This is a genomic window from Vibrio mytili (genome assembly GCF_000830505.1).
GTDB lineage: Bacteria > Pseudomonadota > Gammaproteobacteria > Enterobacterales > Vibrionaceae > Vibrio > Vibrio mytili.
Map to the genome: position 1 here is coordinate 20,371 of NZ_JXOK01000063.1, position 20,666 is coordinate 41,036.

Annotated in this window: 21 protein-coding genes and 2 pseudogenes; 13 read left to right on the forward strand and 10 right to left on the reverse strand. The window is 42.0% G+C overall.

What is annotated here, in order from left to right; genetic code table 11:
- Positions 1-88: 88 nt before the first annotated feature.
- Together SU60_RS16320 and SU60_RS16325 are read right to left on the reverse strand one after the other, a co-directional pair.
- Complete coding sequence (locus tag SU60_RS16320; RefSeq protein ID WP_041156461.1) at positions 89-277, reverse strand: hypothetical protein; 189 nt, start codon at positions 275-277, stop codon at positions 89-91.
- A gap of 753 nt (positions 278-1,030) precedes the next feature.
- Entirely contained in the window at positions 1,031-1,447 is a 417-nt protein-coding gene (locus SU60_RS16325) for a septal ring lytic transglycosylase RlpA family protein (RefSeq protein ID WP_041156462.1), read from the reverse strand.
- 214 nt (positions 1,448-1,661) lie between these two features.
- Between SU60_RS16325 and SU60_RS16330 the strand changes: the two genes are divergently transcribed.
- From SU60_RS16330 to SU60_RS16340, 3 genes are all read left to right on the forward strand, one after another.
- Positions 1,662-1,907 carry a hypothetical protein gene (locus SU60_RS16330; protein WP_041156463.1) on the forward strand — a complete coding sequence of 82 codons (246 nt, stop codon included), beginning with the start codon at positions 1,662-1,664 and terminating at the stop codon, positions 1,905-1,907.
- Between the two features lie 97 nt (positions 1,908-2,004).
- On the forward strand, positions 2,005-2,319 hold the full coding sequence (locus tag SU60_RS16335) for a hypothetical protein (protein ID WP_041156464.1): 315 nt from the start codon (positions 2,005-2,007) through the stop codon (positions 2,317-2,319).
- Between the two features lie 2 nt (positions 2,320-2,321).
- A complete protein-coding gene (locus SU60_RS16340) occupies positions 2,322-2,939 on the forward strand; it encodes an HAD family hydrolase (RefSeq protein ID WP_041156465.1) in 618 nt (205 codons plus the stop codon).
- A gap of 539 nt (positions 2,940-3,478) precedes the next feature.
- Here the strand turns inward: SU60_RS16340 and SU60_RS16345 are convergent.
- A complete protein-coding gene (locus SU60_RS16345) occupies positions 3,479-4,504 on the reverse strand; it encodes an IS110 family RNA-guided transposase (protein ID WP_041156466.1) in 1,026 nt (341 codons plus the stop codon).
- A 100-nt stretch (positions 4,505-4,604) separates the two neighbouring features.
- Between SU60_RS16345 and SU60_RS16350 the strand changes: the two genes are divergently transcribed.
- Positions 4,605-5,342: a hypothetical protein gene (locus tag SU60_RS16350; protein ID WP_041156467.1), complete on the forward strand. Its 738-nt coding sequence runs from the start codon at positions 4,605-4,607 to the stop codon at positions 5,340-5,342.
- Positions 5,343-5,665: 323 nt separating this feature from the next.
- Here SU60_RS16350 and SU60_RS16355 read toward each other — a convergent pair.
- Positions 5,666-6,681 (reverse strand): annotated as a pseudogene (locus SU60_RS16355) (IS110 family RNA-guided transposase).
- Between the two features lie 118 nt (positions 6,682-6,799).
- Between SU60_RS16355 and SU60_RS16360 the strand changes: the two are divergent.
- The 5 genes from SU60_RS16360 (at position 6,800) to SU60_RS22445 (ending at position 11,223) form a co-directional block, all read left to right on the forward strand.
- Positions 6,800-7,546: a hypothetical protein gene (locus SU60_RS16360; protein WP_041156468.1), complete on the forward strand. Its 747-nt coding sequence runs from the start codon at positions 6,800-6,802 to the stop codon at positions 7,544-7,546.
- Positions 7,547-7,794: 248 nt separating this feature from the next.
- Complete coding sequence (locus SU60_RS16365; protein WP_041156469.1) at positions 7,795-8,205, forward strand: hypothetical protein; 411 nt, start codon at positions 7,795-7,797, stop codon at positions 8,203-8,205.
- A 229-nt stretch (positions 8,206-8,434) separates the two neighbouring features.
- On the forward strand, positions 8,435-9,031 hold the full coding sequence (locus SU60_RS16370) for a tyrosine-type recombinase/integrase (protein ID WP_041156470.1): 597 nt from the start codon (positions 8,435-8,437) through the stop codon (positions 9,029-9,031).
- Between the two features lie 426 nt (positions 9,032-9,457).
- Positions 9,458-10,711 (forward strand): AAA family ATPase, encoded by a 1,254-nt coding sequence (locus tag SU60_RS16375; RefSeq protein WP_245228423.1) that lies wholly within the window; start codon positions 9,458-9,460, stop codon positions 10,709-10,711.
- A gap of 23 nt (positions 10,712-10,734) precedes the next feature.
- Entirely contained in the window at positions 10,735-11,223 is a 489-nt protein-coding gene (locus tag SU60_RS22445) for a hypothetical protein (RefSeq protein WP_245228424.1), read from the forward strand.
- A 209-nt stretch (positions 11,224-11,432) separates the two neighbouring features.
- On the opposite strand, the gene SU60_RS21030 is transcribed toward SU60_RS22445, so the two are convergent.
- The 6 genes and pseudogenes from SU60_RS21030 to SU60_RS16400 all read right to left on the reverse strand — a co-directional run bounded on the left by SU60_RS21030 (position 11,433) and on the right by SU60_RS16400 (position 17,276).
- The gene (locus SU60_RS21030) at positions 11,433-12,287 is read right to left on the reverse strand and encodes a sensor histidine kinase (protein WP_052481552.1); all 855 of its coding nucleotides are present in this window, start codon (positions 12,285-12,287) and stop codon (positions 11,433-11,435) included.
- A gap of 17 nt (positions 12,288-12,304) precedes the next feature.
- Positions 12,305-12,916: a hypothetical protein gene (locus SU60_RS21035; RefSeq protein ID WP_052481553.1), complete on the reverse strand. Its 612-nt coding sequence runs from the start codon at positions 12,914-12,916 to the stop codon at positions 12,305-12,307.
- Positions 12,916-13,593: a response regulator transcription factor gene (locus SU60_RS16385; protein WP_041156471.1), complete on the reverse strand. Its 678-nt coding sequence runs from the start codon at positions 13,591-13,593 to the stop codon at positions 12,916-12,918. The genes SU60_RS21035 and SU60_RS16385 overlap by 1 nt, the downstream gene beginning before the upstream one ends.
- A gap of 63 nt (positions 13,594-13,656) precedes the next feature.
- Positions 13,657-15,536 (reverse strand): annotated as a pseudogene (locus SU60_RS16390) (LTA synthase family protein).
- 106 nt (positions 15,537-15,642) lie between these two features.
- Positions 15,643-15,987 (reverse strand): diacylglycerol kinase, encoded by a 345-nt coding sequence (locus tag SU60_RS16395; protein ID WP_245228425.1) that lies wholly within the window; start codon positions 15,985-15,987, stop codon positions 15,643-15,645.
- Between the two features lie 386 nt (positions 15,988-16,373).
- Positions 16,374-17,276 carry a DMT family transporter gene (locus SU60_RS16400; protein WP_041156472.1) on the reverse strand — a complete coding sequence of 301 codons (903 nt, stop codon included), beginning with the start codon at positions 17,274-17,276 and terminating at the stop codon, positions 16,374-16,376.
- Positions 17,277-17,373: 97 nt separating this feature from the next.
- On the opposite strand from SU60_RS16400, the gene SU60_RS16405 reads away from it, so the two are divergent.
- The 4 genes from SU60_RS16405 (at position 17,374) to SU60_RS16420 (ending at position 20,545) form a co-directional block, all read left to right on the forward strand.
- Complete coding sequence (locus SU60_RS16405) at positions 17,374-18,300, forward strand: LysR family transcriptional regulator (protein WP_041156473.1); 927 nt, start codon at positions 17,374-17,376, stop codon at positions 18,298-18,300.
- 211 nt (positions 18,301-18,511) lie between these two features.
- Positions 18,512-19,009, forward strand: a complete 498-nt coding sequence (locus tag SU60_RS21040; protein WP_052481554.1) for a type VI secretion system tube protein Hcp — start codon at positions 18,512-18,514, stop codon at positions 19,007-19,009.
- Positions 19,010-19,198: 189 nt separating this feature from the next.
- Positions 19,199-19,933: an RNA methyltransferase gene (locus SU60_RS16415; RefSeq protein ID WP_041156474.1), complete on the forward strand. Its 735-nt coding sequence runs from the start codon at positions 19,199-19,201 to the stop codon at positions 19,931-19,933.
- Between the two features lie 192 nt (positions 19,934-20,125).
- A complete protein-coding gene (locus SU60_RS16420; protein WP_041156475.1) occupies positions 20,126-20,545 on the forward strand; it encodes a CBS domain-containing protein in 420 nt (139 codons plus the stop codon).
- The last annotated feature ends 121 nt before the right edge of the window (positions 20,546-20,666 follow it).

Here is a 20,666-nt window from a genome sequence, read left to right on the forward strand (position 1 = left end):
TACAGCCTAGCACAACACTCAACAGATCGACGTTATCGACATGTCTCAAAACTTGGACGTTACTGTTGAGTACAGGTTTACCGCTAACCTAGATCAATTCTGATAGCCCTCGATTGTTCAACTCGCTGTCTGACGCGGATTCGACACGAGCATCTAAGGCAAACCACGTTTCTACGCCGACAGTTGGTTTCTGGTAGGGAATAATTTCCACGAAGCGACGGTGAAATTCGCGGCGCGCCCATTGTGCCGACTGCATTTGACCGCAGTATGCCGCCATTTCTGCGAGTGTATATCCTCGCCGCGTACACCGGTTAACGTAGGCCAAGGTCGGGACGGGCTCGAGCGGAACATCGCTTTGTCTATTGATATGGCGCAGCAAAATCTCAAGCGGGGCACCGTGTAAGCTGCGCGCGCATTGTCGTCGTTCAGTTCCTTGAAGTCAGTGCCGAAAAGACATTCGAGTTCTTCGGGATTCACTAACCGCACCATGTGAGCTGGATGAGCCAGCAACTAGAAAGCCCCAAAACTCTATTATCTCTCAAGCTTTTTGATATCTTGGTCGTCAAATAGGACAGCTTTGCGATACATCAGGTAATTTAAGCTTTGCTAATTTAGAAAGGCATGTAATGCGTTTTTGTCCATAAATGGTTCAATGATACTGTGTGAGGTTGTGGCTTTATCTCTTGTCGCTCTAACTAATAACCGAGATATGTGGTGTAAACTTACCACGATGAAATTTGAGAATGGTTTGAATTTGAAGTTTTTTTGCGCAATATTATGCCAACTTATACTGCAATCCCTGATGTAACCCTTTGAATATTGATTTTGGCTATGCAGACTTTTGCTGCAAACATCACATTAAAAAGCCTGCAATGTGAAAGCATTGCAGGCTTTTTTCGTAAATAAAGTTTCGTAATTGAAGTCTAGATATTGATCGCCTGACTTACGTGAGCGAGTGCTTGTTAAAGCCTTTGTCCTGACACGTTTTCGTCGAAGTTTGATGACTAAAAAGTCATATTCAAGCCGGGAATTAGTGCTTATATCTAAAGGTATTACTGTCATCAATAATTTCAATTTTGACCGGCGCAACGCCTTTCTTGATACTGCCAATTTGCTCAAAGGCTTTTTGTGAGAGGTCGATAACACGACCTTTTACAAAAGGGCCTCGATCATTGATTTTGACATCAACCTGTTTGCCATTAGCGGTATTAGTCACCCTCACGATCGTTCCAAAAGGTAAGCTTCTATGCGCAGCCGTATAGGCGCCGTTGTCATACCGCTCACCACTTGCTGTACGTTTTCCATGAAACTTTTTCCCGTACCATGAAGCTTGACCAACAAGCTGGTGTGATTTGGCATACCCCTTTGTTTTCCCGTTATCGATAGACGAGCACCCAGCTAACAGAATCAGGATGAAAGCGGTAAAAATAAGGTTGAATTTTTTCATTCTATTCGGGGGCTCCTCGACTAACATTTTTTGAGCTTACCATTCTACGCATATCCTACCAAAACACTTGCCACTTTGTTGGTAGCTAAATGCGTCTGCTAGGTTATCAAGTTTAAGGTTGAGTCAATTAAATGCCTTATGGTACAAACGATGAAATTGTAGATAACAGCAGGGTTGCCAAAGAGCTGCCCACTTTAAAACGAAAAAACTGACTATGAATTTTGATATCAATGCACTAAAACACCACCAATTGGTCGAAGATGGTGAACTAGAGGGATGTTACCTTCATCAGCCTTTACTGGGCGGTCGGCAAGACGATGAAGCGGTTTTGGCAGAGCACAAGGCGCTGGAAAAGATGGGTTATAAGGTGATGCAGGTTCAAGCTAAAGGCGGGACGACAACCTTTGCCGACGCTATGCAAGAGTTTGCGAAGAAGATGGGGCATCTGCCCAAGGAATAAGCGAGGAGTAGAAGAGGTTGGAACGCCACGGCTCCATATCGGTCAAGACAATGTAGACTAAAACCTTTTTAAAGGTGTTAAATAGGAAGTGTGCTTCATGCGTAAATCAGATAAGAAGGTCGAGAATCTCATTAGAAGTGTGTTGACCGAAGTTTGTGAAGATACTTTAAAAGGCTACGATGGATTTCTTTGGGTGACTCATACGGTCAAATTCTCCTCTTTTCCCCAAAGCTTAGAAATAGTCTGCGTATTCGAAACGAACCAATATAAAGAAAACTTTTTAGTGGGAGAGGGCCACCAGCATGTCGCAACAGCCATCCAAAAGGCGTTTAATAAGGTCGGGGTGCAAATAAAGAACGTAGGTAAGCAAATCCGTTACGATATACAGCGAAAGCGTTATGTGAAGGAGTGAAAATGAGTTCTGATAACATAAAAAATGTCGTTTTTGACATCGGTAATGTTGTTGTTCGTTGGGCTCCTTTGGAGATTATTAGGCTCACTTTTGGTGAAAAAAACTCTCTAGAAGAGCTAGCAAAATCAATATTCCAGTCTGAAACTTGGTTAAGTTTGAACAAGGGGCAGATAACTGAAAGTGACGCCAGAGCTCAGTACCAAGAAACCATAGGTTTAACCGAACTAGAATGTGAACGTCTTTTCTATTATGTGAAGCAAACACAAATCCTAATCTACGGTTCCGTAGACCTTATTAAACGTTGTAAATCTGCAGGCTATAACGTATTAGCGTTAACAGATAATGTGCATGAAATTGTATCTCACTTAAAAGCACACTATACATTTTGGGATTTGTTCGATGGTGCAACAGTTTCTGCGGAAGTCGGTTTACTGAAGCCTCAACCAGAAATCTACCACTCACTACTCTCTCAACATGATTTGCAAGCTTCAGAAACCGTGTTCATTGACGATATGTCATACAACGTTAAAGGTGCAGAGGCAGTCGGTATGTCAGCTATTCAGTTTGAAAGTGCAGCTCAATGTGAGCAAGCTTTAAAGTCATTGGGAGTTCAGCTCTAGTGGCAGAATTTCCCATAAAAACGATATGGCCTCAATAAACTTTTCCTAATCTGACAGAAGCGCTATAGCGCATGAGGTCTAGCACATTTATGTCCAGAAATGAGTTGGTAGATCGTTAGATTTGTTCATTTTTATAGCTACATATATGCTACACATATAGTTGACATGTTCTTTGGGTTTGTATCTAAGTTTTTGTATTTAAACAATTTATCATTTATCATTTATCATTTATCATTTATCATTTATCATTTATCATTTATCATTTATCGCTTATCCCTTAACTGGACTAAATGGATTCCCCCGGTTGTCAAACATCCGCTAAACTTCAAGTGATGGGTTTTGGACTGCCGCTCTACATTCGGTCTTTATAATCGATGGTTCGCAACATCGTGACCCTGATGACTTTGCGCGACTGCGGTGCCTTATTCGTTAGATGACATCATATGTGTCCGCCGCATTAACAGGCTCTATCTCCATCCATTGCGTCTGCTATGACCCGGTGGGTGAACTCTTGTTACGCTGCTTGAGTTAATGGTTTCTTAAGCAGCGTAATTCTCATATTCCGTTTGTTGGTGTAATAGCGACCAGATAATTCGAGCATTCTTTGCTGAAAGAGCGACAATAGTTCGGTTCATTCCTCGTTGTTCCAACACGCCTCGACACCACTGGCTGAGCCTGTCTTGTTTATCACCTAGATTAGCAATGACTGTTCTAGCTCCATGGACGAGTAAGGTGCGCAGGTACTTGTCTCCATGTTTGGTTATCCTACCTAACCTAGGTTTACCGCCAGTAGAATACTGCTTTGGAACTAGCCCTAGCCAGGCGGAAAAATCCCGGCTTTTATCAAACTGAGAGCCGTTACCTATAGAAGCTAGAATAGCCGTTGCTGTTTGTGGGCCAATGCCTCTGACTTTCATAATACGCTGAACATTCTCGCTAACCTTTGAAAAGGCATCAAACACTTGCTCAGTATCCGCAATACGTTGGTTCAGTTGTTCAAGGTGATAATAAGCGTCTGCAATAACGGTTCGAGCTAAGTGTGGAAGTTCGTTTTCAGCATCTTCCAGCATCAGAGGTACTTGCTTCATTAAAGAAGAGCGTCCGACAGGAATAATGAGACCAAACTCAGAAAGTAAGGCGCGAATCCGGTTCATTAGAGCAGTACGTTCACGCACCCAATGCTCACGCATTCGATGAACGGACAGTATGGCTTGTTGCTCAGGAGACTTTACAGGAACGAATCGTGTAGATGGATGTTGGACAGGTTGGCAGATAGCCACGGCATCATTGAGGTCGTTTTTGCCTTTAGTTCTATGTGGAACAACATACTTAACCGCCATAATGCGAGCATCATGTCCTAATTTATTAAGCGTTCTTGCCCAATAATGTGCACCGCCACACGCTTCGAGTCCTATACGCATGGGGGGCATATTTGCTATTGTGGTCAGTAGTTTAGAGCGAGTAACCGATTTATGAAGAGTCACTTTACCTTGTGAGTCAACGACATGAATACTAAAATGGTTTTTAGCTAAATCGATACCGCCAAAATAAGAATAATCAGACATGGTGCCTCCAGTGCTAATAAGTACCACGTAAGTGTGGCAGATCCTCGGGAGGGGGAATCCATGTCATTCGTTAGGCATTTTTATGGAGTTACGAGATTAGATGACTATATTGTTCAAAGCAGTTTTATCTCCGACATGGTTTTTGGCTAAACAACTCAAAGCTAAGAAAGTTGGTGATGAACGGAAAACTCTGTTGAAGAATCTGAATAGTTTCTATTTAGTGCTCGCAATTATATTGATTGTCCCGATTGTGTTTTTCCAGTCAGAGTGGGAGTTAAAATCAGGAGAGAGTGTTAGCTCTCTGTATGAGTTATTGCCGTTTGGATATCGTATTTTTTGGGGGTATTTCTTAATTTCGCGCTGTAATGAAATTTTTATTGCATTTTTAGATGATGCTGCAGATAAGCTAAAAAGGACTGATAGCACTAGCTCTTTAGAGTTCTTTGAACGCTTAAAATTGTCGTTGCATAGCTACCTAGAGCTAATTATCAATTTTTCTTTTATATATATGCTGACTCCGACCTCATATTGGTGTGAGGCTAGCAATAGCGTTTGTCAGTCAGACTTAGTAAGTGTGAGTGATGCGTTATTTTATAGTGCAGCAACGATCACAACCCTCGCGGATAGTAGTGTTTCTCCTAGTTATTGGCTTGTTCAGTTTCTCACCATATACCAGATATTCTGTGGATTTACTCTTTTAATAGTATGTTTTACCGTTTATACCAGCCGAGCTATCAGTGATATTGGTACAGCCTCTCAAGTAGAAAGCGCAACAGATACTGAAACTTACACTGTCACCGTAAAGCCTGAGAAACCAAATGCCATACAAACAATTTAAGAGTGATTCCCCACGCTTGGCATTTTTACTTTGGGTCTAGTTTAGTGTTTATGGCGTCCAAATTGAGTGTTGTGGCAGCGTGGCTCACATATATGGTCTCCCCCAGTTTTGCAAGTCAGTAGCATGATTAAAAGCGCAGATTAACTACCATATATACGGCCTGTTTTAACGGCTATTGCCTTGGCCAAGATGAGGCAGTCGAACACGAAGTCCTAATCACCTTATCGACTTTAAAAGCCAGTGTGAGCACAAGGTTTTCAACGTGTAGGATTTATCCTGTTATTCATCTCACTACGTACTTTGCAAAGGGTGGTGTGTGTGTTTTATGCTGGTTGATACTCTTCATTTTTTGTTATGACGGCCCAAGCGATCCGCATGAGTTTGTTCGCTAATGCTACTGCTGCTCGGTTTGGCCCTCGTCGCTCTTGGAGATCTAACATCCATTTACTCAGTTTGTCGGATTTAAATTTGGCTCGTCGTAAGGCGGCTCTAGCCCATGAACAAGTAAGGACCGAATATAAGTATTGCCTTGTTTCGTTATACCTAGAAGCATCACGTTGCCGCCTGTTGTGTCTTGCCTTGGAACAAGCCCCATCGCAGCAGAGGCATCTCGCCCAGTTTTGAACTGTTGGCCTGAACCTAGCCATACGGCAACTGCTTGGCTAGTGAGTGGCCCAAAGCCAGGAATTGACATCAGTCGCTTGGCATTATCGAATTGTTTGATGGTTTGGTTTAGCTTGTCTTCAAACCATTTGATTTGCTCATCGATATATAAATAGCGCTCATACTGACGTGATACAAGTTCACGTAATATTGGTGATAGTTGGTTGTTGGCGTCTTCCAGTGTTTCGGGAATAGCTTGTCTAAAAGAGGCTTTTCCTTTGGGGAGAATGATACCGTATTCAGCAATGAGTCCTCGAACTTGATTAATCAAACGGGTTCTTTCAGTGACACATAATCTACGCATTCGAATCAGTGATTGAATATCTTGCTGTTCGATAGAGTTGTGTGGAACGGGGTAATGTCGTTGGTAAAGGGCCAGCTCAGCAATGGCTCCAGCATCGTTATAGTCATTCTTTTGTGTGCGGCGCTGATTTTTAACATGCTGGGGTGGATATAAAAGTACTTTGTGTCCAAGGTTTTCGAATTCACGAGCCCAGTAATGCGCCCCAGAACAGGCTTCCATCGCGATGGTAGATGGAGTTTGATTTGCGACGTAGTTAAGCAGTTTACTTCGTTGAAGTTTTTTACGGCCGAGGTTCTTTCCTTTATGATTGATTTCAAAAATAAAGAAGATATTTTTTGCTAAGTCGATGCTGATGATTTTATGCTGAGTCATGGTCTTCTCCTTTTGCTTCGGGACCTAAACACTCCAAGCATGGCCGATGGACATGCGAAGAGGTAGGGGGAGACCATCTCATCACCTTAATTGGGCGTTGGTTAAAGGAGATAACCTCATGAAAACGTTTCTTGAAAGGAACAAAATATATTTCGATACTGCAATTGCAACACTTGTCGGTCTCGCTTCAATTGCCCTTGCTGTTATGGCAATCCTAGTTTCGATCAACGCTAACTCGATAGCACAGTCCCAATTACAAGTAGCTGAAGCCTCACAACAGCTAAATATGTGGACACATCTACCCAAAGTATCAGCAACGTTTTATCACGTTGATACGACGGAGGGTGTTCGACAAGAAACACTAGAAATTGTAAATAATGGGCAAGAGTTATACGATTTAGAATTGAAGCCCATTGCTATTCTAGGTTATAAGCAAGATCAAATTATAGATAGTGAAAATCAGTTCGACTCAAAGTTACAGCTAAAAAAGGGTGAGTTCCCGCTAGTCAGTTATTTCCCCAGTGTGAGATATGGCTATAACGAAAACACAGGTGTTCTTGTACGCATCCATTTAAAAAATGTGAATGAACTGAATAAACGACTCGAAGATATATCTGATTCGTTGCGTAGTGACGTGCTTTCATACAACTTCTACGTTAGGAGATATTTGCACATTTCCTATATTGACAATTTTGGTATAACTCACGAAAAATATTATCGCTTTACCGCAGGTGGTACATCGGTTCCTATAAGCATGGAAGAGGGAAGTACTTTATTTAATAACTATGAAAATAATATTAAGAACAAAAATTTAGTAAACTATAAAAAATCCACTTCACAAGAAATCTTAAATAGACTTCTGTGAAATTAACCTAACAAACGTTTAAGGTTTCTAGATACGTATTCTTATCTGAAATGATGCCACTAAATGATTTGAGCTAAGAAGCTTTTTTCCAAAGGCTTCTCAGCGGTAGTAATCGCTTGCAAAGTTCTGCCCTATTTCTTGTTAGGAGGTAATTATGGATGGCAAAATAGCACTAAATAGACTAATCACCTTGATTTTAACTCAGGGTTCTTTACGGAATTATTGGTTATGTTTAAGGAGAGCTAAAAGTGAGAAATATTTGTCTGGCAATTTTATTCCTACCTTCTTGGAGTTTTGCCTCAGAAACTATCAACTGCCATTTTGATAAGTTTCATCAAGTAAATCACGAAGTGCCTGAGATGACAGGATATGCTGCCATCGACCAAAGTTTTGAAATTGTGGCAGGTAAAACATCGGAGAAAACATTAAAACTAGACGGTGAGAAACGTGCTGTAAATAGTAATAACTGGGTGCTCTTAGAACGCAAAGGCTGGGAAACGAATTCAACTACATACGCTGGTGACTTTGGTGAGTTACTTACTATTGAGCATAAGTTAGGCGAAAATAAAAAAGGTCTAAATGGCTGGTATAAGGCGTCACTTATTAGTTCAAACATAACCACCACTCATACGCGGCTTGGTAAGTGCTTAATAAAGTGACACACATAATCGGATAGCAAGATATGTATTTCCTACCGCTATATTAATAACCAATCATACATCCTTACTTTTCCTAATGCCTGCTAGTCGAAATAGAGCAAATAATCTAAGCGGTTTGTGTCCATGGGTGTTCCTGCTCGCCCTGATCGACAGCGATCGAGACTGCTGCAACAGTTGTAGTCGATAACCAGACTTTATGTTGACCAATAACGCCTAAGAGGAGGTCAACATGAGAAAGTTATCTTCAGGAAAATGTAGCGGGATAAAAAGACCATTCAAGTTGGAAGAGATTTGGCGAATCAGAACTAGGCTAGAGCTTGAAAACGACCTAATGCAGCTTGCACTATTGAACCTAGCCATTGATAGCAAGTTGAGGGCGAGTGATCTACTAAAGCTGCACGTATATGATGTTTCTTCGCAAGGCGTGATCTATGAGAGGGTTCAATGTATCCAGCAAAAAACAGGTACCGATGTACACTATGAGATTACTCCGAGAACGCAACAGAGTATTAGACGGTGGGTTTACTCAGCACATCTAGAGGCAAGTAGTTTTCTATTTCCAAGCTGTCGCCGTAAAGACCAAGCCATCAGTTATTCGTTTTATCGTACGATTATCAGGAACTGGGCTGTAAAGCTTGGCTTGAATGCAGACTATTATGGTACGCATTCTATGCGTCGTACTAAAGCTACTCTGATCTATGCCAGAACAAAAAACATAAGGGCGGTACAGATCTTACTTGGTCATTCGAAGCTAGATAACACTATTCGATATCTTGGCGTTGAACTAGAAGACGCTCTGAGACTCTCAGAGCAAACGGATTGCTAGAAGGACTGATACGGGCTTTTCATACCTCTGGAAAGCCTGTGCCCCAAAGCCATTTAGAATATTTGATCCAAATGTTTGACGTCACCAAATTCAACTTAATTTTTCTAATGTTTTTAGGGCAGAAATGCCTGCACTCTTATCTGCGTATTTATACAGTTTATGAGTTTATATGGTTGTAAAGCATAAATATGGCTTGTTTTTCCGAAAACTCTGGCTCGTTTTTTTTAATGAAATGACTGATAAATTATTGTTAATAAAGGTATTTACTCCTCCAAAGATAACGCGCCTTCTCGTTTTATGTGATATGTAATATGTGATGTATATACTATATTTTTTAGTTACTTATGATAGGTTGGTCGAAAGCTAGGCAAGCGGAAAAACGAGCGTGCCTGATATTAAGAATGTTAGATTTACAAGGATAATTTTGTGCTACTAAAAGGTTTTGGTTTTTCTGGTTACCGAAGTATTGGTGATGAAATGGTCAGGATAGGGCCGCTCAAAAAAGTCAATTTGATCATCGGTCAGAACAACGTGGGGAAGTCTAACATTGTCAACTTCTTAAATGACCAATATGCCTATTTTGTCGGAAAAGCAAAGAATCAACAAAACTTTGGAAGAAATCAGCAAGAGAATCCATTTAAAGATATTGATCATCACATATCAAATGAAAGAGCTCAGCATCGCGTATCATTCCCATTGTTTGGGGAGGATATTGATAGTTACATTAATCAGAAATTGTCTGATGAAAAACAACACGCTTTTCATCGCCAGCTCGCAAGAAGGGTTCTGTGTTCAGCGTGCTTTATGCATGATGGAGCGATTTGGTTTACATATAAAGCTGGAACCCCTAATGGCACGTTCGAACTGGAGATCAATGCTGATGATGTATTTCAAGAACTTAATGAAAAAGAGTGGCAACAGTTATGGAATGGACTAACTCGAAGAACAGGCGGGGGGCTAAGGGAACATTGGTTGCCAGAATCACTTAAAGCTCTCGCCTATTTACCCGATTCGATACCTAACGTAGAAGTAATACCTGCGATCAGGAAAATTGGTGGAGCTGGAAGTGAAGCTAGTGACTATAGTGGCGAAGGGATCATCGAGAGAATTGCAAAAATTCAAAACCCGCCTCTTGCCGAACAAGAACTAAAGGAAAAGTTTCATTCTATAAATGGTTTTATACAGGAAGTCCTTGAAAATAAAACGGCTGAAATTGAAATACCATATGAAAGAAATATGGTGCTCATACATATGGATGGCAGAACACTTCCGTTAGAATCATTAGGTACTGGCGTTCATGAAGTAGTAATTTTAGCAGCGGCAGCAACATTGCTAGAGGAAACAATACTCTGTGTAGAAGAACCAGAGCTCCACTTACACCCTTTACTACAGCGAAAACTGGTTAAATACCTATCAGAAAAAACAGAAAACCAGTATTTCTTTACAACACATTCCGCTCATTTATTAGATGCTGTTGAATCTGAAATATTCTACGTCACACAAGTTGATGGTGTTTCTTGTGTAGAAGCTATTTCGAGTACTAAGCAACGCTCAAATATATGTAATGATCTTGGTTATAAGGCTTCAGATATATTGCAAGCAAATTGTATTATTTGGGTAGAGGGGCCATCTGACCGAATATATCTAAACTATTGGCTTGAGCTCATTCGCCAGATTTAGTTGAGGGTGTTCATTATTCTATTATGTTTTATGGCGGTAGATTGTTCAGCCACTTAACAGCACTTGATCAGGATATTGAAAATGAAGCGGCTGATGATTTAATCACTGTAAGAAAGCTAAATAGAAACACAGTGATAATGTTTGACAGTGATAAAGATAGGCCTCGCGCGCGCATCAATGCTACAAAGCAAAGGTTGAAAGATGAGTTTAATTCAGGTCCGGGGTTTGCTTGGGTAACTAAGGGGCGAGAAGTCGAAAATTACTTAGATTTCGATAAAATTGAAGAAAGTGTCAAAGCAGTTCATCCATCTGCAAGCAACCTAGTAAATAAAGGTGAGTGGGAAAACCTTCTTAAATATAAAAAGCTACGGAGCATAGAGGAAAAGACAGCAAGCAAAGTCAAAGTTGCCCGTCACTATGTAAAGAACAATCCCGCTGACTTAAATATTTCAGATTTAAGAGAGCGTATGGATCAATTGGTGGGATTTATAAATAGTGCAAATGGCTATTAAACTAACAAGTTGGAGCACGCGAAAAAATTACTCGCTGCGCTCCCAATTTCCAGGTGAGTAAGGCGTTACTTTCCAATACTTCAGTTAATCCGTTAAATACTTATTTAGTAAAGTCACTGGCTCACAATTGTCCATTCCTAAGTTAGAAAGGGTCGTATTGGGTATGTGATCACCAAGCGACTTTATCATTTACTACATGGAGCTTTGGGTTAGTTGGGCGTAACGTCTATGGCAGAATCGTTTCTCATTTTTGGAGGCGGTGATGAGTGAGGGAGATGAATTTTTACCGCGAATTGAGCTTGGCTCTCTGACTGGGAAATCGTCAAGTCATAGCCATTGTGCTGGCATAAATTCTCAACAATCGATAGACCGAGACCAAAGTGTGTTGAGTCGGTTCGCGACGTATCAGCTTGATAAAGCGGTGATGTCAGTTTATCGAGCTGTTTATGATCAAGCAGTTTACTTAGTTGATTGATTACCTCAATGTCCATTCCATCTTTAGTCGACCACACATTAATTTCTACGAGTGACTCTGGCATACGATAAAAAAGTGCATTATCTACCAGGTTAAATACAATCGTTTTTAAGCTAAATCTATCTGCATAAAACGTCGTATCTACAGGGACTTGGGTCTTAACTATTGATGAAATATGCGCATATTTAAATGAAAACTCACTTAATATTTCTTGTATTACATCGTTGATATCGAGTTCTTCTTGATGGAGATCGATGTGTGATGCCCGTTGCAATAACAAGAGTTTTTCAACAATATTTTTCATTCGAGTTGCAATCGACAGGACGTCTTGCTGATAAGTTTCGCCAAGTCTTGGGTCGTCTGGGTAACGCATATACACTTCAGTCAGTGTCAGTATTTCAGCAATCGGTGTTTTGAGCTCGTGAGCGATGTCACCAGTAATCCGCTTCTCACTGGAAAGAAGATATGCATTGCGCTGTATATATTGGTTTATTTGCTGACGAATTGGTTCAATTTCATCGATCGTGTGTTTGGGCTTGGGCAACAGAGTTGGTGACTCATGATCCTCTGTAGCGGTGAGTTTTTGCAACTGTGCATTAAGAGAGCTTAGAGCTCGAGGCCTTTATCAACGATTATTACTGCCAAATAACGCATGAGCGCAATAGAACCCAAAAATCCCACGACCAGCAAAATATCAATGATCAGCAGCATCTGTTCAACGGCATGATCCGATTTATACAACGCTAGGTACAACGGTGCTTCTTCTAAATCATGAGCGTTATTTGTTGGTCTAAAAGAAGACAATGATGCTTTACCACTCAAGCCATTGGGTAAAGTCGTTGGAATAATTGTTGTCGTATTCACCGCTACATTTTGCCTAGGCAAACTTTCCGCTGGAAATGCATCAAATGACGGAGAGTAGGATAATAAGGTGACCCCTTGCCATAACTGATAAAACTCTGGGTCATCCTCACGACTAAATTCGGGATGGAGTTTCATTGCTTGTGCCGTTGGAGAGCGATGAGCCACATCTGAAAAGTAGGCTTGGAGGCTTTCTGTTCGATTAAGTAAAGACTGATCAAATTGTTCATCTATCCAACCATCGACGCTGAGATCAACGATTAAAAATACGGCAAAGACGATAAACCCAAATACTAAAGACAGCCAGTTAATCAGCCGATACTTAATGGATCTATGTGTTGCGTGCGAAGACCACATCAGCAACCCTCTACAATCATGTAACCAAAACCGCGTTTGTTTCTGATCGGCAGTTGTCCACCATACTGACGCACTTTTTTCCGAATCGAAGACAAGTGCGCTTCTATGGCATTTTTAGATAAGTGATCAAAGCTACCCACCACAGATTCACTGATCATTTCTACTGTTACGACTCTTCCTTTAGCGTTAAACAAGCACTGGACAATCATAAATTCGTTCTTAGTTAATTCAATGGGTTGTTGTTGATAAGAGAAGGTTTTCGTTGCTGTGTCGAGATCAAAGTCGCCAATTCGAATATGAGTATTCATTGATTGGGTTAAGCCACGTCGAGTGATTGCCAGCAAGCGGGCATGTAGTTCTTCAAAAGAAAAGGGCTTGGTTAAGTAGTCGTCAGCACCTTCTAGTAAGCCATCGATACGATCTTGAGTTTGAGTTTTGGCAGACAAAATAAGAACACGAGGTCCATTTTCCTTTTTTCGCAATGTCTTGAGAACGTCCATTCCGTCAAGACTGGGTAACATCATATCAAGAATAATCGCATCATAGTGATTGACTAGTGCCATACTCAGGCCTTGTGCTCCGTCACCACTATCGTCGACTGTAAATCCAAGGTTGCTTAGACCAACGCGTAAACTACGTCTAAGAGGCTCAGAATCTTCTATGATTAACAATTTCATGCTGTTAAAAGGCCCAATAATTAATATTGGGCCATATTATCACAATTTTTAAACACACTGCGATTATGGCTGATACCAACCTTTTTGATACGCAACGGAACCAAAATTGGCATAAGCGTGTGCTTCTTCGATTAACGCCTCGTCAGCTTGACCTGGTGACAACACGCGGTTATGAAGATCAAATGCTTGTGGTGGCTTATTAGGCTGAAAGATGATCGCTTTGTCCGATTTCAGATAAGCAAAATTTTTATCGTATTGAAGCATCGCTCGAGGTTGGTCTTCTTTCATCGGTTTGGTGAAGTCATTGCCAAGCAGTGGCGTTTCCCCAGATGCCCCAATTAGAGACAACAAGGTTGGCGGCAAATCTATTTGACTCGCTAAACGACTTTCTTGCTTCGCAGGGATATCCTGACCAAAAATGACGGCCGGAATATGAAAGTGTTTGACTGGTACTAAATCGGCCCCTGAAACACGTGAGTCATGATCTGCGACCACAACAAACACGGTATCTTTCCAGTAGTTAGACTGCTTGGCCTTTTTAACAAACTCACCTAACGCGTAATCTGAGTATTTTGCCGCATTATTCCTTGTTGCTGCGGGACTGTCGTAAGGCGTTATTTTACCTGCGGGGTAGTCATATGGAGAATGATTTGACGAGGTAAAAACTAAACTGAAAAATGGCTTACCTTGTTTAGCCAGTTTATTGAATTCGTAATCCGCTTGATCATACAGGTCTCCGTCTGAGGCGCCCCACGAACCGGTAAAGTCGACTTTTTGGAAGTTATTAATATCAACAATATCGCTAAAGCCGTTGCCTAAAAAGAAGCTCTTCATATTGTCAAAATGGCTTTCGCCTCCATAAATAAACTGAGTCTGATAGCCCTGAGCTTTAAGAAAACTAGCCAAGGTAAAAAAGCCTTGTTGCGATTTATCTAACTTCACCACGGAGCGTGCAGGCGTAGGTGTAAAGCCAGTCACTACGGCTTCAATACCACGAACAGAGCGAGTGCCGGTAGCGTATAGGTTGGTAAAATTCCAGCCTGATTCCATGATTTTGTCTAAATTAGGGGTGAGAGGTAAGCCACCTAAGCTGCCAACGTAGCGAGCTCCTAGGCTTTCTTGCAATAAGATAACCAGATTCTTTTTGCGCCCTGAGTAGCTAGATTGACGAAAAGTTTTCGTTGGTGCCGTGGAATCGATGTACTTTGCGTCCTGTAATTGCTGGCTTTGATAGATGTTATCCAACAACGACTGCTGAGGCAGAGCGCATAGTATTCAGCGCTTGAGTCTTCGTGTTGCAGTTGTTTTAAGGCAAATCCAACTGAGTAAATTGAGTTAATGCTTAACTCGTTTAATAAATGATCCGTTGAAAAGGCGACAAACGCTGGGTTGATTGGTCGGTGTTCCAATGTGCCTCGTGCACCAAGAAAAACGCCAATGGTGGCCAAAAAATAGATGCCAACTCGTGAAGTCGCACTGACTTTCCACGTGGTTTTTTCCGCGGTGGTTACTATTTTGGAAACGATTTTGGTATACAAAAATAAGACTATCGTCGTCACGACAATTTCGATTTTGTAACCGCCGAATAGCATACTCAATACTTCTTTAGGGTAGATTAAGTAGTCAATAAATAGACGGTTAGGGCGCAAGTCATATTCAAGAATAAACGTAGGTGTGATGAGTTCAAAAAATACGATCACTACGCTGATCGCAATTAAGTAAACTCGCACGACAGGCCAAAGTATGCGCCCAGCATGCAGTAACTTAATGACGAATAGTGCAAGCAATGCAGGTGCGAAGGCGTAGCAAACCGTTGAAACATCAATTCGAAACCCGCCAATAAACAGCTCTGAGTAGTCCGTAACCGCAAAAACACGCTCCGCTTGCCAAATAGCCAAAAGACTGCGTGAGAGACTCAGTACTAATAGGTTGGTGACCATCATGACAACGATGGTCGTCAGTGTTCTCAGTTCTACTTTCGCGGTGACCACGTCTTTAATACGCGCTGTTATAGACTCCATAATACTGCCCCCCAGACCAGCACACACATCACCATACTGAGAAATACCAAGCCGAGCCAATATCCTTCGCCACACCAGAAAGACGATGAAAATCTAGTCCAACTCTATCGACGACCGCTTCGATAGCGGTGTTCACCATTTCGGCAAAGAGGACAAACAGCATGGAAACGATAACCGCCACCGTCTGCAAGGCACTGATGTCGAGATAACAAGCGATTCCCGTTAGCGGTACGAACAGCATTAACTCTTGTTGAAACGCCGCCTCATTTTTTATTAACCATTTGAAGCCATTGAAGCTATGTAAAAATGTATACAGAATTCTTGTAACCCCAGTTCGCTTTTTAACGGCTGAGGATGAAATGCTTTTATGCATGCTGATTTTCCTGACAAGATGAGATCTCATCTAGCGATGTCTGTTCGTTCTTAGTTGGAACACCGTAAACGGGTTAGACGTAAAAAATATTATCGTAAGAAAAGTGATTAGTTTCGGCTTAAAAAACAGAAGAGCTAATGACTTTTAGCTGCTTATGGTGCCTTAATAAACTTAAGGTTTACTTAAGATACTCCCTACAACTGAGGGATACTAAAACGGCGGCTGGTTAGCCTATTCACGCCAAAAGTTGGTTTTGACGAAGACACTTCGTGAGATTAAGCCTCAAATTTGTTCGACCGACAAGGTTCAGAATACTGCAACGTGAAGTAAAAGGAGTTTATACAACCTGAATACGACGCGGGTCATAAAATCTTAGATTGCTTTCATCAACCTTGTTTACGGACTGATGCATGAAGGACGGAAGCCAATAACAGAGCTGCGCCAGCCCACTGAAGGCTGGTGAATGTTTCTTGTAACCAAAACATCGAAAATAGTGCACCAAACAAAGGCTCGCTGCCCATCAAAAGTGACGCTTTTGTTGGTGAAATTTTGCGAACCGCATAATTTTGGACATAGAAAGCAAATAGTGTGCAGAAAAGAACCAAAAAGGCGGTGATGAGCCAAAAATCAACCGAGGATGGAAGTAAACCCACAGACATCTCTAATGAGGTAACGCTGATTAACATGGCCCCCATCGCCACAACGAAAGATTGGACACAAGTTAGAGTCGTATTGGTAATCTGTTTACCGTGAGCCAGTTTTTTGGTCATGGTTACCATGATTGCTCTTAGCCCTGCAGCACAAAGAATAAAAATATCACCTTGATTAAAGGTTAGTTGAAACTGTCGGTCATAACTCAGCATAAGTACGCCACTGGTACAGAGTACTGACAGAAAAATGAGTTGCCTGTCCGGCTTTCTTTTCCCAACCAATACGTCGACGAAGGCAGTAAATATGACATTTAAACTGATCAGAAACGCTGCGTTTGAGGCGGTGGTTTGGCTAACGCCGTAAACCTCAAAAAAGAACACTAACGCTAGGATAACACCAGTCGGTAATCCGATAGACCAGTCGGGGCTTTTGCGTTTAAGGATGTCTTTGACTAACAGTGGCGCCAGCAGCAAGAACGTCCAGCCAAAACGGATGGCAATGAACATGGATACCGTTGTGTAGGTTAATGCGCTTTTGGTCAAGCCGTAACTGCTTCCCCACACGATTGCCACAAGAAGTAGCAAGACCTCCGGCATAATGAACATTGGCAGCTTGGTTCTTAACGCTAAGCTAGGCATCGCTTTATCTCCTAATAGAATCTCCGAGTTGACTCATTCACTATCCATGAGTACGTTATGTGAAACAATGGCTGTATTTGGAAAGGATTTTTGCGCTATGGACACAAATAAACTCATCGCTCTTTTACCTGAGATGGCGGTATTTGTTGTTGTGATCGAGGAAGGCAGTTTTTCAAAAGCAGCGGAGAGGCTTGGTGTCGCTCCATCTTCAGTGAGCCGATCAATTTCTAAATTGGAGACGGGGCTATGTCAAAAACTCCTTGAGAGAACGACGCGGAATATGAGATTGACCAGTGCAGGTGAAGAAATTCATGGGCTATGTGTGGACATGCTCAAGTCTGCGCGATTGGCATCGGACGCTGCATTTTCCTCTCAAAATGAAATAGCGGGAGAAGTTAGGATCGCAGCCCCGAGAGCCTATGCCAATCAAGTGCTTTCGCCATTGATTCTCGATTTTCTCGACGCTTACCCGAAAGTTTCAGTCCATATGATCGTAGAAGACCACTTTATCGATCCCATCGGGCATGAGGTTGACATGGTTATACACATCACGGACAGACCAGTGGAAGGTCTCGTCGCCAAAGTCTTGGGTATCAATAAATTAAGCGTGTGCGCCAGTCGTGCTTATCTGAAAAAGTACGGTTATCCATCCAGCCCGGCGGACTTATCGACGCATCAATGCATACGTTTGGGAGAAACGTCTTTGGACAGGAAATGGTCATTTGGCAAACGGGGCCAGATTCATCACGTCAATATCGACGGGCGATTTGCGGTTAACCATACTGAAATTCGCAAACAAGCGGTGCTAAGGGGAGGGGGGATTTCCATATTTCCTGAATTCTCCGTTGCTGAACTTATCGCGTCTGGCGATTTCGTCGAGCTCTTTTCCGATTGGGAGGTTCAAGGAAATTATACAGGACATATAGTTGCACAGTATCCACAGTCGAGGTTCATTCCAAGTCAACTCAAGGTACTGGTAGATTATTTGCAAAACAAGTTAACACTATGTCACTCAGAAGTATAACGTCATTCATTCCTTTGATATGAATAACTTCATTTCGTATTTCTATTCAAATCTTTCTTCACGTTTTCATCTTCGGGCTACCTTACCTATGTAGGTTTGATGGCAGCGGTCTTCTGCTGCGTGAATGATTTTTAGTACAACGTTTGAGCATCGTCTTTCCGTTAAAAAGCTACCTATACTTGATCTGAACGTTGACCGAGGAGATCAGTTCATGAGTATAAGAAAAAAATCAATACTAATCGTGGCAAGTGCACTCATTACCGTCAGCATGACCGCTTCAGCGAAAGTTGAAGGGCCAATGATGATGACCATTGAAAATATTGGAACATCCGAAGTGTTGGCTTGGTCGTGGGGCGCTTCGAATAGCAGCTCTTTTTATGTTGGAGGCGGTGGTGGTGCGGGTAAAGCTAACGTTCAAGATGTGAGTCTCACGCGCTACAGTGATGCCCAGTCATCCCAAATCTTAAAGTATGTTGTCACGGGGGAACATTTGGACAAAATCGTTCTGGAGCGAGATGGTTTACGTATCGAATTGAAAGATACGTTGATAAGCAGTTTTAGCGTTGGTGATTCTAGTAATGTTGGTAAGTCTAACAGGAGTAACGATGCGCAAACGGAGAACTTAAGCCTCGCGTTTAAACAAATTACATACGAAGTGGATGGTAGTCCGGCTTATTGTTACGACGTATCGACCAATACCACGTGTTAGTTGGTACAATATTTTAGCGAGTTTTTTACTAGTACCCTATTTATAGCCCGCAACTTATAGCCCGCAACATAACGGTTTAGCGGGCTTTTATTTGGCTTCTTATCCGTCTCTCTTTAGCTGTGCTCGGGTTTACTCTATAATCCCCTCCGTTTTCTACGGTACTCAACCATTTTCTCCTGGGATATTTTCATGATTTCAAAAAACCAATTAAAACTGCTGCGTGCGTTAGGTCAAAAGAAGCAGCGTAAAGCGCACGGCTTATTTCTGGTTCAGGGTGAGAAAAACGTACTAGAGCTAACAAGCAGTTCGCTCACGGTAAAACAAATTTTTGCGACGGCAGAGTTTCTTGATCTGCACCGCTCAGAGTTAAGCGCCTTTGACTGCATTGAAGCCTCACTAGATGATCTAACGAAAGCCAGTACGCTGGTGAGTAACAATGCCGCTATTGCTGTCGTCGAAGTTCCCAATGTAAAAGCACCGCACGCGAAAGGCTTAATGATTGCGTTAGACGGAGTCTCGGACCCAGGTAACTTAGGGACGATTATTCGCGTTGCCGATTGGTATGGTATTCAACACATTGTCGCGAGCCGCGATTGTGCGGATCCTTACAACCCTAAAACCATCAGTGCGACCATGGGCAGCTTTGGGCGCGTGCAAGTGAGTCTTGTCGACTTACCCAATTATTTGCAGCAAGCCAACTTACCGGTATATGGGGCATTTTTGGAAGGGGAAAGTGTCCACAAAACGGATTTCTCTGCAGAAGGTATTTTGCTGATGGGAAGTGAGTCTCACGGTGTGCGTGAAGAAGCTGCGCAGTTTGTGACGGATAAAATTACCATTCCGGCTTTTGGTGGTGCTGAATCACTGAATGTGGCAATGGCGACAGGCATCATATTGGACAATATGCGTCGTCAACATAGCTAAGCCCGTAATCTACATAGATGAACACGGCACAGATAGTTTAACATGTCATAGATGGCTCAATACGCCATATAAACAGTTAAACGCGTCATATCTACCTATCTTTAAACAAAATTACGATTTTCCATTTAGTAAAATCGTAATTTTGGACGACACTTATCTTAAGGCTGTAAATTGGCATCGAAGGAGATAAGAATGAAGTCATTAAAAGTAAAAGATTACATGACCTTACAAGCTGTGACCTTTACAAAAGATATGTCACTTTCGGCCGCGTTGAATAAGGTCATGCAAAGTGTGACACTCGGTGGGCCAGTTATTGATGAAAACAAGAAGGTTATTGGGTTCTTATCTGAACAAGATTTGCTGGATAAGTTAGTCAAAGCGAGCTATTTCTGCCAAGACACACATACCGTTAAAGAGTGCATGCACCTAGATGTATTATCTGTATCACCGGATATGTCTATCATCGAGTTAGCGGATATGATGAAAGTTGGTAAACCTAAAATGTACCCAGTCGTTGATGATAAAGGAAAGCTTGTTGGTGTGATAACTCGACGGGACGTCCTACGAGCAATCGGTATGACCATGAATGATTGCTTCAAGCACCCGGTATAACCGTGGTAACAATCCCTACGTTCCTATCTCTGAGGCAAGGTGCTTGAGTGCCTTGTCAATGAGTTAATCCGTTTTCGAATGCATATTCTGCTAGTGGTACTCGGCGACGAAAACCGAACTC

What these genes read in the sequence shown, in the direction of transcription:
- SU60_RS16320 (WP_041156461.1), bottom strand. Translation starts at nt 277, where the DNA reads ATGGCGGCATACTGCGGTCAAATGCAGTCGGCACAATGGGCGCGCCGC.
- SU60_RS16325 (WP_041156462.1), bottom strand. Translation starts at nt 1,447, where the DNA reads ATGAAAAAATTCAACCTTATTTTTACCGCTTTCATCCTGATTCTGTTA.
- SU60_RS16330 (WP_041156463.1), top strand. Translation starts at nt 1,662, where the DNA reads ATGAATTTTGATATCAATGCACTAAAACACCACCAATTGGTCGAAGAT.
- SU60_RS16335 (WP_041156464.1), top strand. Translation starts at nt 2,005, where the DNA reads ATGCGTAAATCAGATAAGAAGGTCGAGAATCTCATTAGAAGTGTGTTG.
- SU60_RS16340 (WP_041156465.1), top strand. Translation starts at nt 2,322, where the DNA reads ATGAGTTCTGATAACATAAAAAATGTCGTTTTTGACATCGGTAATGTT.
- SU60_RS16345 (WP_041156466.1), bottom strand. Translation starts at nt 4,504, where the DNA reads ATGTCTGATTATTCTTATTTTGGCGGTATCGATTTAGCTAAAAACCAT.
- SU60_RS16350 (WP_041156467.1), top strand. Translation starts at nt 4,605, where the DNA reads ATGACTATATTGTTCAAAGCAGTTTTATCTCCGACATGGTTTTTGGCT.
- SU60_RS16360 (WP_041156468.1), top strand. Translation starts at nt 6,800, where the DNA reads ATGAAAACGTTTCTTGAAAGGAACAAAATATATTTCGATACTGCAATT.
- SU60_RS16370 (WP_041156470.1), top strand. Translation starts at nt 8,435, where the DNA reads ATGAGAAAGTTATCTTCAGGAAAATGTAGCGGGATAAAAAGACCATTC.
- SU60_RS22445 (WP_245228424.1), top strand. Translation starts at nt 10,735, where the DNA reads ATGTTTTATGGCGGTAGATTGTTCAGCCACTTAACAGCACTTGATCAG.
- SU60_RS21035 (WP_052481553.1), bottom strand. Translation starts at nt 12,916, where the DNA reads ATGTGGTCTTCGCACGCAACACATAGATCCATTAAGTATCGGCTGATT.
- SU60_RS16385 (WP_041156471.1), bottom strand. Translation starts at nt 13,593, where the DNA reads ATGAAATTGTTAATCATAGAAGATTCTGAGCCTCTTAGACGTAGTTTA.
- SU60_RS16395 (WP_245228425.1), bottom strand. Translation starts at nt 15,987, where the DNA reads ATGCATAAAAGCATTTCATCCTCAGCCGTTAAAAAGCGAACTGGGGTT.
- SU60_RS16400 (WP_041156472.1), bottom strand. Translation starts at nt 17,276, where the DNA reads ATGCCTAGCTTAGCGTTAAGAACCAAGCTGCCAATGTTCATTATGCCG.
- SU60_RS16405 (WP_041156473.1), top strand. Translation starts at nt 17,374, where the DNA reads ATGGACACAAATAAACTCATCGCTCTTTTACCTGAGATGGCGGTATTT.
- SU60_RS21040 (WP_052481554.1), top strand. Translation starts at nt 18,512, where the DNA reads ATGAGTATAAGAAAAAAATCAATACTAATCGTGGCAAGTGCACTCATT.
- SU60_RS16415 (WP_041156474.1), top strand. Translation starts at nt 19,199, where the DNA reads ATGATTTCAAAAAACCAATTAAAACTGCTGCGTGCGTTAGGTCAAAAG.
- SU60_RS16420 (WP_041156475.1), top strand. Translation starts at nt 20,126, where the DNA reads ATGAAGTCATTAAAAGTAAAAGATTACATGACCTTACAAGCTGTGACC.